This window comes from Nocardiopsis sp. FR4 (assembly GCF_009830945.1).
Lineage (GTDB): Bacteria > Actinomycetota > Actinomycetes > Streptosporangiales > Streptosporangiaceae > Nocardiopsis.
Map to the genome: position 1 here is coordinate 51,134 of NZ_VWVV01000030.1, position 11,481 is coordinate 62,614.

12 protein-coding genes and 1 tRNA gene are annotated in these 11,481 nt (G+C 69.2%); 7 read left to right on the forward strand and 6 right to left on the reverse strand.

Annotation, left to right across the window (positions count from 1 at the left end; translation table 11 throughout):
• Positions 1–19 precede the first annotated feature (19 nt).
• Together FYW95_RS23110 and FYW95_RS23115 are read left to right on the forward strand one after the other, a co-directional pair.
• Positions 20–670: an SAF domain-containing protein gene (locus FYW95_RS23110; RefSeq protein ID WP_160050807.1), complete on the forward strand. Its 651-nt coding sequence runs from the start codon at positions 20–22 to the stop codon at positions 668–670.
• 170 nt (positions 671–840) lie between these two features.
• Entirely contained in the window at positions 841–1,245 is a 405-nt protein-coding gene (locus tag FYW95_RS23115) for an MscL family protein (RefSeq protein ID WP_160050808.1), read from the forward strand.
• Positions 1,246–1,262: 17 nt separating this feature from the next.
• Here the strand turns inward: FYW95_RS23115 and FYW95_RS23120 are convergent, their stop codons facing one another.
• The gene (locus tag FYW95_RS23120; RefSeq protein WP_160050809.1) at positions 1,263–2,369 is read right to left on the reverse strand and encodes a D-alanyl-D-alanine carboxypeptidase family protein; all 1,107 of its coding nucleotides are present in this window, start codon (positions 2,367–2,369) and stop codon (positions 1,263–1,265) included.
• A gap of 419 nt (positions 2,370–2,788) precedes the next feature.
• Here FYW95_RS23120 and FYW95_RS23125 point away from each other — a divergent pair.
• Positions 2,789–2,861 (forward strand) — tRNA-Arg (locus FYW95_RS23125).
• Between the two features lie 79 nt (positions 2,862–2,940).
• Here FYW95_RS23125 and FYW95_RS23130 read toward each other — a convergent pair.
• The 5 genes from FYW95_RS23130 to FYW95_RS23150 all read right to left on the reverse strand — a co-directional run bounded on the left by FYW95_RS23130 (position 2,941) and on the right by FYW95_RS23150 (position 7,523).
• Positions 2,941–4,404 carry a tyrosine-type recombinase/integrase gene (locus FYW95_RS23130; protein ID WP_160050810.1) on the reverse strand — a complete coding sequence of 488 codons (1,464 nt, stop codon included), beginning with the start codon at positions 4,402–4,404 and terminating at the stop codon, positions 2,941–2,943.
• Between the two features lie 61 nt (positions 4,405–4,465).
• On the reverse strand, positions 4,466–4,672 hold the full coding sequence (locus tag FYW95_RS23135; RefSeq protein WP_160050811.1) for a helix-turn-helix domain-containing protein: 207 nt from the start codon (positions 4,670–4,672) through the stop codon (positions 4,466–4,468).
• Positions 4,673–5,084: 412 nt separating this feature from the next.
• Complete coding sequence (locus FYW95_RS23140; RefSeq protein ID WP_160050812.1) at positions 5,085–5,522, reverse strand: XF1762 family protein; 438 nt, start codon at positions 5,520–5,522, stop codon at positions 5,085–5,087.
• Positions 5,513–6,664, reverse strand: a complete 1,152-nt coding sequence (locus FYW95_RS23145; RefSeq protein ID WP_160050813.1) for a DNA cytosine methyltransferase — start codon at positions 6,662–6,664, stop codon at positions 5,513–5,515. Before FYW95_RS23145 ends, FYW95_RS23140 begins: the two co-directional genes overlap by 10 nt.
• Positions 6,665–6,755: 91 nt before the next feature.
• Positions 6,756–7,523: a hypothetical protein gene (locus tag FYW95_RS23150; RefSeq protein ID WP_236572283.1), complete on the reverse strand. Its 768-nt coding sequence runs from the start codon at positions 7,521–7,523 to the stop codon at positions 6,756–6,758.
• Positions 7,524–7,854: 331 nt separating this feature from the next.
• On the opposite strand from FYW95_RS23150, the gene FYW95_RS23155 reads away from it, so the two are divergent.
• The 4 genes from FYW95_RS23155 to FYW95_RS23170 all read left to right on the forward strand — a co-directional run bounded on the left by FYW95_RS23155 (position 7,855) and on the right by FYW95_RS23170 (position 11,481).
• The gene (locus tag FYW95_RS23155; RefSeq protein ID WP_160050814.1) at positions 7,855–8,553 is read left to right on the forward strand and encodes a hypothetical protein; all 699 of its coding nucleotides are present in this window, start codon (positions 7,855–7,857) and stop codon (positions 8,551–8,553) included.
• A 190-nt stretch (positions 8,554–8,743) separates the two neighbouring features.
• Entirely contained in the window at positions 8,744–9,094 is a 351-nt protein-coding gene (locus tag FYW95_RS23160; protein ID WP_160050815.1) for a pilin, read from the forward strand.
• Positions 9,094–10,554, forward strand: coding sequence for a TrbL/VirB6 family protein (locus FYW95_RS23165; protein ID WP_160050816.1), 1,461 nt, complete (start codon positions 9,094–9,096; stop codon positions 10,552–10,554). The genes FYW95_RS23160 and FYW95_RS23165 overlap by 1 nt, the downstream gene beginning before the upstream one ends.
• A complete protein-coding gene (locus FYW95_RS23170; protein ID WP_236572284.1) occupies positions 10,555–11,481 on the forward strand; it encodes a PrgI family protein in 927 nt (308 codons plus the stop codon).

The following is an 11,481-nucleotide window of genomic DNA, read 5'->3' on the forward strand; positions in this document are numbered from 1 at the left end:
CGCGGCCTAGCGTTGACGTATGACCCAAGCCACGCCCCCCTACCGGCACCACCGGGCGGCCGTCCGCCTCCTCAACCGGCACCGGCGCGCCGTCGCCGCCCTGCTGGCCGCGGCGGCCCTGGTCAGCGCCGCCTGGGCCCTGCGCCCTCCCCCGGTGTCCACCACACCGGTCCTCGCCGCCTCCCGTGACCTGGACGCCGCGGCCCCCCTCGGCGAGCACGACCTCACCGCGCTCTCCCTGCCCGCCGGGGCCGTCCCCGAGGGCGCGGTGCCCCCGGGCACCGACACGGCCGGCCTGCTCCTCAACGCCCCGGTGCGCCGCGGCGAGGTGATCACCGACGCCCGCCTGTCCGACCCGCCCGCACGGCCCTACGGCCCCGACCTGGTCGCCGTCCCGGTGCGCGTGGCCGACCCCGGCGCCGTGGGCCTGCTCTCCCCCGGCAGCAGGGTGGACGTCCTCGCCGCCCGGGGCCACGACGACCTCGCCCCCGCCCGCGCGGGGCCCGCCGTGGAGGTGGTCACCGACCGTCCCGTGCTCGCCCTCCCGCGCGAGGCGGAGCACGGCGGGGAGGGCGGGGCGCTCCTCCTCCTCGCCGCCACCCCGGCCGAGGCCAGGGCCCTGGCGGGCCACGCCGTCTCGGCCCGGCTGTCCATCACCATTCGCGGTTGACCGCGCATCCCCGGTCGGCCAAGCTGGCCGGGCACCGAGGGTGCCGGCGCCGCGTTCCCCACGGACACGACGCGCGCGACCCGGTGACATCATCACCACGCACAGTAATCAGGCGTCCCGGTCGCCCGCACCCGGGTTCCCCGCGCCACCGAGTTCGATAGGGCTGTTCCATGCAAGGCTTCAAGAAGTTCCTGCTCCAGGGCAACCTGGTGCAGCTGGCGGTCGCGGTCGTGATCGGCTCGGTCTTCGCCAACCTCATCACCGCGTTCACCGAGGGGTTCATCACCCCGCTGCTCGGGATCTTCGGCGGCGTCCCCACCTTCGGAGAGCTCTACTTCGAGATCAACGGCAGCCGCTTCATGTACGGCGCGTTCGTGGACGCGCTGATCTCGTTCCTCATCACCGCCACGGTGCTGTACTTCCTCGTGGTGCTGCCCGTGGCCAAGGTCGTGGAAGGGTTCGTCAAGGCCGAGGAGGCCACCACCCGCGCGTGCCCGCACTGCTTCAGCGATATCGCCAAGAAGGCGACCCGGTGCCCGAACTGCACCAGCGAGGTCGTGCCCGAGACCGTCTGAGACGCCCCGGGGCGGTGTCAGCCGGTGTACTCCCAGTGCCAGGGTTCGAAGGGACTGGACTTGGCCCAGGCCGGGTGTATCCATCCGAAGTCGGCGCCGTTGGCCTCCATCCACAGCCAGCGCTCGGACCTGTAGTTCTGGATGCCGCAGCCCAGGTCGATCGCCTGCCCCAGACCGTGGTTGCTCGTCCCGGGGACCGCGGCGAAGCCGGGCGCCACCTGGGCGTAGACCCGGTGCTGGTTGGGCAGGTCGCGGTAGGCGCTGGTGATGCAGATGTTCTCGCCGTAGGTGTCCACGTAGCGCTGGTTGAGCTGCAGGAAGTCCACCGCGGCGTCGGCACGCAGCTGCTTGTCGTCGTAGAGGTCGCACAGGGCCTCGCCCGGGAGCAGGCCGTTGGGCGCGCCGTTGGCCTTGGCGGCGGCGGCGGGGTCGCAGTTGCCCGCGGCCAGGTAGGCCTCCGGGTCGATGCCGCGCTCCTCCAGTTCGCCGTAGAGCTCGTTGGTGGTCTCCTCGGACCGCTGGCGCAGCGCCTCGATGTCCGCGGCCAGCTCGACCTCCTCCAACTGGGTGTTGGTCTGCAGCTCCTGCGCCTCACGGGCCAGTTCCACCTGCTCCTCGCGCAGGTCGGTGGCGTCCTGGATCAGCAGCTGGTTGTCCTCGGAGATCTTGGCCGCGTAGGACTGCGTCTGCAGGTCGTCGTCGAGCGAGCCCGCCGCCAGCACGGCGAGCATGCCGCCGTCGGGCTGCTTGTAGAGGGTGCTGGCCAGCTGGGCCAGCGGCTCGCGCATCTCCCTGAGTTCGAGCTCGGTCTGCTGGAGGTCGTAGAGGGTCCCGACCAGCTCCTCCTGGGCCTCCTCCAGCGCCTCCTGGCGCTCGACCTGCTCGTCGGTGGCCTCCTGAAGCTCGTCGGCGGCGGCCTGGGCCCTCTCGCGGAGCTCCTCCAGACTGGCCTCGGCCGGGTCCAGCGCGGCGGCAGGGATCGGAGCCACGAGCAGTGCGGTGACCAGCACCAGCGTGACTGCCTGGGCGAGGCGGACGCGGTAGGACATCGCGAAGGCGGTCAGCACCCCGCTGCTACCCGGTACGCGGGACCTGCGCCGCGCCGCATCAGAAGTGAACGGCACGAATGATCCTCCGGCTGCTTTCCTCGAACACCTACCCGTGGCCGCAACGCAACGTACTACATGTCCACAAGCGGCCACACGAGATCGCTCCGCCGGACGGAGCGGGTGTCGCGCGGGCCCCGGCCCGCCGTACCGCCCTCTGCTCCCGCCCTCGGCGAAACACCTGGTCATCGGCGCGTGGGCCGAAGCCACACCCCGGTTTCCACACCCTCCGGGGGTACACATACGCCAGCAAGCCGACATGTGCCATGAACAACATCACACCGGACCAGGACAACCAATCGTAGGTCAGCGTACTGCTCCATGCTCGCAGAGTCCCCCAGTGATGCCCGCCGGAGCCGGATCAACACCCCATCCACTGTCATCCTGGGTTAGGCTTGGCCCGGTGGCGGGGTAAGTCATACCTCCGCACGACCCATGGCTCCGTAGCTCAGGGGATAGAGCACCGCTCTCCTAAAGCGGGTGTCGCAGGTTCGAATCCTGCCGGGGCCGCCCTGCTGACCTGGGGTTTCTCCTGCGGGAGAGGCCCCAGGCCAATGGCCTGGTCTCAGTTCTGGTCTCAGTTCGCGAGTCATGCCCATAGTGCTTCTCCCATCCGGTCCACCGCTCCGCGGGTGAGTTCGTTACTGGCGTGGATGTAGCGGGCGGTCTGCGACATCTGCGAATGCCCCAGGATCTGCTGGATCGTCTTGGGGTCGATGCCCAGCGCCGCCAGCAGCGTTCCCGCAGTGTGGCGCCCGTCGTGGACACGGGCGTCGCGTACACCTGCGGCACGCAGCACGCTCTTCCAGTCCGCCCAGTCGGCGCGTTTACCCATGGGGCGGCCGTCTGGACGGCAGAACACCAGATCCCAGGTATCGTCCCAGGCCACTCCGGCGGTCTCCCGCTCCTTCTGCTGGTGTTTCCAGTGGTTTCGCAGTTCCTTGATCAACTGTCGGGGAACCGGTAGGACGAACTCCTCCAGGCCGGTGTCGTCCCTGACACCCTTGCGCCTCGCGAAGTAGTAGTCGCCGCCGGTGCGCTCCGGACATTCGCGTGCGTGGCCCTGACACATCTCAGGGCAGGGTCGTCTCACCTCGGGGCAGCGGTGGGATTTGAGGGTGCATCCCGGTTTGCAGCGCTCTGCATGGTGGCCGCCACAGTTCTTGGGGCAGGGGCGACGGTGGCGATCCCTTGTGCAGGCGGCGATGTCGTCACAACCGTGGCGGAAGGGCTTCTGTTTGATCTGCCATCCGGCCTGCATCTCGAACCGCAACGCACGGCGGCAGGCTTCGCATGCTTCGGTTTCGGCGGCGAAGAGCTCCCGGAGCGGGTAGAAGAGGCGGCAGTCGTCACAGATCCCGTTGATGCGCGACCAGCGCAGTCCGAGTGCCTCGGACTGGCGGACTCCCAGGGCCAGACCAACCGACCAACGAGCGCCGTTACGCCGGTTCCGACATGCCTTGAGTACTGTGCGGGCCTCAGCGCGCGAGAGGGGCTCGTATCGGGTAACTGGCCCTCCACTGGGTGCTTTAACCAGTCGGACCGGATTACGGGTGATGAGGTTTCGATCCTCCGCAACCTGAAATCCGGCTAAGAGCCGCCAGTGCACCTTCAGAACCGTACGGGGCGCCAGTCCTTTCTCGTCCGACAGCCAGTGGTAGAAGTCCTCGATGTGTTCGGGCGTGACCGTATCGATGCGATGTCGCCCCAGCCGGGGAATGATGTGACGGCGGACCGTGGGCTCGTAGGAGGTGTCATAGGTGCTGCGGTCCACCTCCCGACTGACGATCTTCGTGAGCCATCGTTCGAACCATTCGGCTACCCGGGGCGTGCGACCGGCCTTGGTGGCCCGTCCCTGGTCACGCTGGCGTTCGAGGGCACGGACCTTCTTGGTCACCTCAGCTTCCGTCTTGCCGCGACGGTGCCGGCGATCCGGACTGCCGTCAGGCTTGACTCCCATCGTGACGCGTCCGTGCCACTGACCGTCGGCGCTGCTGTAGTAGATAGTCGAACGACCGTTCGGGGCTCGCTCGCCCTTTTTCTCGCTGGCCATCTCTCCTCAGATACTCCTCGTAATAGGGTCGCGCTCCGCCAGGCGCGCAACCCGTGGTGGCCTACCCTTTGTCGCAATCCGCTTCGTGCTTGAGCAGCTCCACGAAGTCGTCGATGTACTCAGCTGGGATGAGGCGTGCACGACCGATCTTCACGGACTTCAGTCGGCCTGCCTTGAGCTCGGCGAAGGTCTTGGTGCGTCCCATGCTGAGCAGCCGTGCCGCCTCTTCGACGCTGTACAGCCGTTTCCTGTGTGTGCCTTCACCCATCAGGGCAGCTCCCAGCGGAAGGGGGGTGCCTCTGCGGCACAGCAAGGTGGAGCGTCCGCCAAGGAGCAGGTTGAGGGGAATAGCGCGTGCATGCCCTTTTCGAAACGCTGTGCGTACGCTTTGCGTACGTTTCGCGGAAGCATCCGTTCCGCTTCAGCGCTGCATGATGGGGCTTCGATGGCCATGGCGCTTCTGGGCTGCCACAGCTGCGAAGGACCTTCAGAGTAGTTCCCACCCACTCCCATTTTCCACCGTTTCAGCTGGTCAGAGCCGTTTTCTTGCGACTTGGACATACTGATGTCACCCTGAAGTAAGGTCGCTGGCTGCGGTAACTTCCAGTGCCGGACGGCAACCACCGGCATGCCGCTTGCACCGAGACGCTGACCGTCGATGGCTGCGCAGAGGATGCCGTTCATGACGCCTCCCACCGGGTCCGTGAGACACCCTCGGCACGTGTACGTCGCGGAGGGTGCCCGTCCTCGCGGGCAGGCAGTTCGGCGACGGGCCGCCATCCGGCCGCTCTGAGTGATGCCCCGGATTCGTCGGCGCGGGTGTAGGTGACCAAGCGCCGGTAGGCCAGTGCCCGCGCTGCCCGCCAGGAGGCGGCGTAGAGCATCGAGCAGGTGTTGCGGCTGCCGTCGCTGGCGAGTCGGGTGACTTCGAGCGTGCGGCCGTCATCAAGCCCTCGGGCGACCGGTCGCCCGACCACGGCGACAGCGACCAGAACCCCTTCGTCACCGATGAGGCCGAGGCTGAACTTGTGGCCGCGCGGCGGTTTGAGGTGCCGGTGCCAGACCTCGATGAACGCCTTGGCTTCGGCGAGCGGCACAGGTACCAGGGTCAGTCCCATGCCGCGCCTCCCGGCTCGGCACTGGCTTCCTCAGCGAGCAGGTGCCGCACGGCAGCGCAGGCCTGCTGCGGTACCACCCCGTTGCCCAGGGCCTGGAGCTGGGCGGTGCGCGGCAACGCGAGGCCGGGATCAGTGACCCATCCGATGGGCAGGCCCATCATCCACTCGACCAGGGCGGCACTCAGCCGGGGCTGTCCCCGGGTGCCGGTTTCGGTGGGTGGGGGTGCCGCTGTGCCGAGCACCTCCTCCCACCGCCGGATCGCGGGTTCGTACTCGCCCCAGGTGTACGCGAACGGCACCGCCGCTGGGGCGTCTTCGTGGTGTGCTCGCCGGTGTGCGTACCGATGGCCGCGGAGGGCAACGTGGGGCGCCCGCGCGAATCCCGTTGCTGCGGACTGCCCTTGGTGGCATCGCTGGCCAGGGGTGTGGGCAGCAGGCGCCTGGGGGTGCGGGTGCGCCCGGTGGTGTGTGCGGTGCGGGTGGTGGCGTAGGCGGGGGTGTGGGGCGGGTGGCACAGCACATCGGCCACCCGCACCTGGCGTCCGCGTCGCGTGCGCCGTGTGGGATCGGAGGGGCCCCGGTGTGCGTCGCTGGCGCACGGGGTGGGCAGTAACGAAGAGGCGTTCCCTGCGGTGGGGTGCTCCGATGTCGCTGGCGCGTACGCAACACCAGCGCGCGTCATACCCCGTGCGGGCCAGGTCCGCGAGTACGCGGTCGAGTCCTCGGCCCCGCCAGCGCAGGGCGGCCACGTTCTCCAGCACGAGCAGGTGTGGTCGTAGGTGGCGAACGGCGTCCATGACGTGGTGCCAGACACCTGAGCGTGTTCCCTTCTCGATTCCGGCTCCGGGGCCGGCCGCGCTGACGTCCTGGCAGGGGAATCCCGCGGTGATCACCTCGGGGCGTTCCACCCTGGCCCAGCGCACCGCCGCCAGGTCGCCGAGGTTGGGCACGTCGGGGAAGCGGTGCATGAGCAGCCGGGTGATGTGGGGGTCATGGTCGGCGGTCCAGAGCAGGCGGGCGTTGCCGCCCAGCGCCGCGGCCACGCCCATGTCCAGACCGGCATAGCCGGTGCACAGCGATCCGATGGAGACCATGTCGGTGCCGGAGGCTGTGGACCGGTGCGACGGCAGGATCGCAGTCATCGGATGCCACTCCCATCCGCTGCGGAGTCGATGTCCTTGCCGTGGCATGCCCAGGGCATGCAGCCGCCCGGAAAGGCATCGGTGCCAGCGGTCAGGTCGACCTGATCCAGGGGATCCGATCGGGGTGCAGGAAGAAGGTGGTGCCGGGCGGCATGCCGTGTGATGCCGCTTCGGGGTGGCCGTGCCGGATGAGAGTGTCCACCGCGACCGCGTCGGCGAACGCTGCCGGGTCGGTGGCACGCAGGTGCCGCCATGACCGGTTGGAGCGCATCGGGCAGGCTGTGCACGCCAGGTCCAGGTCTGCGGGCAGTTCGTAGTGGGCCAGGAAGGCGGCACAGTCAGTGCTCGTCCAGCCGATATCGACCAGGGGACGGTGGAAGCGGACGTAGCGCGGGCCTATGGCCAAGGGGTGGTGAGCGTGTTCGAGAGCCTCCCCCGTGGCGCACTCGGCCACGACCCCCTCGGGGACCGAGGTGGGGCGGGGGCAGCCGAGCAGACGGCGGGTGGTGTCGGCGAGGGAGATGCCCTGACGGCGGGCGCACACCTGGGGCAGACGTCCGGGGATGCCGTCCGGGGTGAGGGTGAACAGCGGTAGGGGGCACGACCGGTGACTGTTCAGGCACTCCTGGGCGGTGTCGCTGGTCTTGGCCCAGTGCCAGGGCTTGGCGGCCTCGGCGGCGATGTGGTGGAGCCGCTCCAGGTAGCGATAGGTCCGGGGCGGATACCACCGGGTGTCGGGAACCAGGACGGCGTCGAAGGCGGGGAGCGCTCCGTGTGCGGCCAGGAGCAGCAGGGTGGTCGCTCCGGGGCTGCCGTCCAGAAGCAGCAGTCGTTGCCGGGGTGGGGTGGGGTGGGTCATCGGTGGTGGTCGGCCGGTGTCGAACGCCTCTACCTATCAAGAGGAACGAGGGTGGCGTTTGCGCTCATCTTCACCGGCCGAGTACGCAACACGTACGCACGGCCCTTCACGGGAATGGCCAGGTCCCTCTTTTCTGCGGTATTGAGACGCTTGTACAGGAGAGGGGCTTCGCCGGTCCGTAAGCAGATATCACGCATGCCGTGAGCAGCAATTATTGCTCCCCTCCTGCTCATTTCCTGCGAAGCGCGTTGTGCTCCATGGAACTCCCGACACGAAGGGAGTCTTCACGATGCACAGCCATGAGCGGCCCTTTGAGGTGCTGCGGCAATCCGTGGATCTGCTCACCCTTGGGCCGGACCAGCCAGCCCTGCCGACGGGGGATCTGGGTGAGGTCGACGCGGTGCAGGTGGGTGCCGCCCAGGTACTGGAGCTGTTGCGTCACGCCCCCGCGGAAGTGGCCGATGCGCTCTGGCATCGCCTGTTCGCCCGTTCTCGGGCGGGTGAGGCGACCTGGACGGTGATCGCGGCCGGGGCGATGCTGCCGCGCATGGTCATCGCCTGTGCCCGGTACGCGCGCGTGCCCGCCCAGCACGTCCCGGACGTGGAGGCGGAAATGCTGACCGCCCTGGTGGAACAGGTGCGCTCCCTTCCACCGGACGTGGCCGATGTGGGGGCGCGGTTGTGGTCGGCGGTGGCCAACACCGCCAGCCGGTACGGCTACCGTCACCTGCGCGATGCGCACCGGTGGGTGGAGTACAACCCCAACGCGCACACCACCGACCAGGCCATCAGCGGTCGGGGCCCGGTCACGGTTCTGGCCGAGGCCGTCCGCGCGGGGGTGCTGTCCCCGGTGGAGGCCGACCTGGTCGCGCGGACCCGGTTGGAGCGCGGCACGCTGGCCCGGGTCGCCCAGGAGTTGGGCTTGGCCTACATCACCGCACGTCGCTGGCGCCGCATGGCCGAGGCCAAGCTCGTCGCCGCCCTGAAGGAGAAGAAAACCGCGGAGGCGATGAGCGCTTTCGGGCTCTGAATTCCTCTTGATGTGTGAGGGGGGATTCCCCCTCACCCGCAGAGGGATCACGACAGCCGGGGCGAAGGCGGTGTCAAGCGCCCACCGATACAACCCTTGACCGAAAGGAGGAGTCGGCTCTTCGCCCCGGCCTCTGCTCCATGTGGCCCTGCCGCGTTCTGCGGGTTCTCACCGAAACGAGGTGGAGATCATGGAGGCGTTCAAGAACTGGCTCCGCCCCCTGCTGGTCTGCGTTGTGGCGGCGAGCCTGCTCCTGGGCTGGGCCGACCTGGGGCCCGCCTGGGCGCAGGACGCCGAGGACCCCGGGGTGAGCGACCTGGACACCGTCATCACCAACATCCGCAACTGGATCGTGGGCCTGTTGGTGGTGCTGGCCACGCTGCTGCTGACCATCGGCGGCCTGCGCTACCTGCTGGCCGGAGGCGATCCGGGCGAGGTCAACAAGGCCAAGGACACGTTGAAGTACGCCGCGCTGGGCTACCTGGTGGCGACCCTCGCCCCGATCCTGGTGCAGATCCTGCGCGGGTTCGTGGGGCTGTGATGCGCCCGTGGACTGCGGCGGCCCTCGTCGTCTTCCTCAGCGGCGCGGTCCTGGTCGGATCGCCCGCGGGTGTGGTGGCCGCACCACTTCCCGCGGACACCGTCGAGGAACCGGGCGAGCCCGTGCCGACCGATGCTGAGGAGTGCGGGACCTTCGACTACGGATGCCGGGTCTCGGTCGGCTTCTACGGCTGGGTCGCCGAGTTCATCGCGGACAGTGTCGAGTTCACCATCACGCTGGCGGCGCTGCCCGCACTGGCCACCCCTGTGCCCACCGACGGGGTCAGGACGGCGTGGGGTGAGGTCCTCACCGTCACCAACACCTTGTACGTCCTGGTGGTCGTGGCCGCCGGGGTGCTGCTGATGAGCTACCAGACCGTGCAGACCTCCGCCGGGGTCAAAGAATTGCTGCCCCGGGTGGTGCTGGGGTTCATCGCCGCCAACTCCTCCTTCCTGCTCACCGAGATGATGCGTGAGCTGGCCAACGGCATCGCCGTGAACATGCTCGACGGAGCGGTCACCGTCGACAACTTGACCACCACGCTGAGACGGGTGCTGGGTGATCCGCGCGGTGAAGCCGTCGTGGTGATGCTGATGATGCTCATCGCCGCGCTGCTGTCCTTCTTCTTCCTGCTCGCGGCGATCGTGCGGATCGTGCTGTGGTTCCTGCTGACCGTGACCGCTCCCCTGGCGCTGGCCTGCCACGCCCTGCCCCAACTCGACGGGCTCGCGCGCCTGTGGTGGCGGGCGATGGGCGCGCTGATGGTCATCCAGATCGCTCAGGCCCTGGTGCTGCGCCTGGTGGTGACCCTGTTCCTGTCCCGGGGAGCCGCCCCGGGTTTCGTCGAGGCGGCCCAGGACACCACCGACGTCCTGCTGATCTTGTGCTGCATGTACGTGATGGTGCGCATCCCCTTCTGGGCGTTCAAGCAGGTGTTCAACTACCAGAAGTCGCCCCTGGTCAAGGGGGCCAAGCTCGCGGTCAGCCTGCTGGTCTTCCGGGGCCTGGGTAAGGCGTTCGCGGCCAAGAAGGCCGGGGCAGCCGCCGCTGGCGCCGCACGCGGGACGGCCCGTGCCCCGGCTGCGGCACCGGCACCCGCTCCCCCTCCTGTGGCGCGCAGGTGGCACCAGCCCGAGTTGCCGGACTTCTCGGCGCGGCTGCCCTACCGGCAGGAGGCGTTGCCGGGGATGGACCGGCAGATCGACCGGCGTGCCCAGGCCCGGTTGCGGGAGCGGCGCCGCTATCACCAACCCGAACTGCCGCGCCCCCGGCCAAGGGCGAAGGCACGGTGGCGGCAGGAGCCGTTGCCGCAGTGGAGCGAACCTCAGCCGCGGCAGGAGATGTTGCCGGGTGCCCGGAACCTGCCGCCGCCCCGGCCACGCCCCCAGCAGCCCGCGCTGTTCGCTGCCCCCGCCCGGCCTCGTTCGCAGTCTCGTCCCCGTCCTCGAAGGAGGTCGTGAGTGTCGCGTGTACGTATGCCCGCTGATGTGGAGCGCGAGGACAAGATCCTGGCCGGGCTCACCGCCCGGCAGTTGGTGATCATCGGTGTTCCGGGGGTCGGGGTGTGGGCCGCCTACTCGGCGTTGGGGCACCTGGTGCCGCCGCTGGTGGTCGTGGCCGTAGCGGTCCCGGTAATGGGTGCCGCGGTGGCCGCTGCCCTGGTCCAGCGCGACGGGTTGAGCCTGGACCGTCTGCTGTTGGCCGCGCTGCGCTTCGGCCGCTCCCCCAAGCGCCGAACGACGGGGCCTCGCGAAGCGGCTCCGATGCCCTCGTGGGTCGACGCCACCGCACCACCGCTACCGGCCCCGCTCAACCTGCCGGTGCGGGCGATCTCCGATGAGGGGGTGGTGGATCTAGCCGAGCACGGGTGCGCGGTCCTGGTCTCCTGCTCCACGGTGAGTTTCGCGCTGCGCACCCCCGACGAGCAGGCCGGGCTGGTGAACGGGTTCGCGTCCTATCTGAACTCGCTCACCACCCCCGTGCAGTTCCTCATCCGCGCCGAGTCCATCCGGTTGGACCCTCTGGTGGACGCCCTCGACCAGGCGGCGCCGCACCTGCCGCACCCGGCGTTGGAGCGTGCGGCCCGCGACCACGCCGACTACCTGGCTGACATGTCCCAGTCCCGTGACCTGCTGCGGCGCCAGATCGTCCTGGTGCTCACCGAGCCCGGTGACGTCTCGCACGGGGCCGTCACAGTGCGGCGACGCGCCGAGGACGCGGTGAGAGGGCTGGCCACCGCCGGCTCCAGAGCCCACGTGCTCACCGGTGGCCAGGTCGCCGCGGTGCTCTCTTCCACGGCCGAACCGGCCAGCAAGCACACCCCCGCGGAAGGGCTCGCCAACCCCGATGCGGTGATCACGGGTCCCGTCTACGAGAGGGAGGCCTGA

Bases quoted from the DNA above. Each gene is read 5' to 3' on its own strand.
- FYW95_RS23110 (WP_160050807.1), top strand. From the start codon at position 20: ATGACCCAAGCCACGCCCCCCTACCGGCACCACCGGGCGGCCGTCCGC.
- FYW95_RS23115 (WP_160050808.1), top strand. From the start codon at position 841: ATGCAAGGCTTCAAGAAGTTCCTGCTCCAGGGCAACCTGGTGCAGCTG.
- FYW95_RS23130 (WP_160050810.1), bottom strand. From the start codon at position 4,404: ATGGCCAGCGAGAAAAAGGGCGAGCGAGCCCCGAACGGTCGTTCGACT.
- FYW95_RS23135 (WP_160050811.1), bottom strand. From the start codon at position 4,672: ATGGGTGAAGGCACACACAGGAAACGGCTGTACAGCGTCGAAGAGGCG.
- FYW95_RS23140 (WP_160050812.1), bottom strand. From the start codon at position 5,522: ATGGGACTGACCCTGGTACCTGTGCCGCTCGCCGAAGCCAAGGCGTTC.
- FYW95_RS23145 (WP_160050813.1), bottom strand. From the start codon at position 6,664: ATGACTGCGATCCTGCCGTCGCACCGGTCCACAGCCTCCGGCACCGAC.
- FYW95_RS23150 (WP_236572283.1), bottom strand. From the start codon at position 7,523: ATGACCCACCCCACCCCACCCCGGCAACGACTGCTGCTTCTGGACGGC.
- FYW95_RS23160 (WP_160050815.1), top strand. From the start codon at position 8,744: ATGGAGGCGTTCAAGAACTGGCTCCGCCCCCTGCTGGTCTGCGTTGTG.
- FYW95_RS23165 (WP_160050816.1), top strand. From the start codon at position 9,094: ATGCGCCCGTGGACTGCGGCGGCCCTCGTCGTCTTCCTCAGCGGCGCG.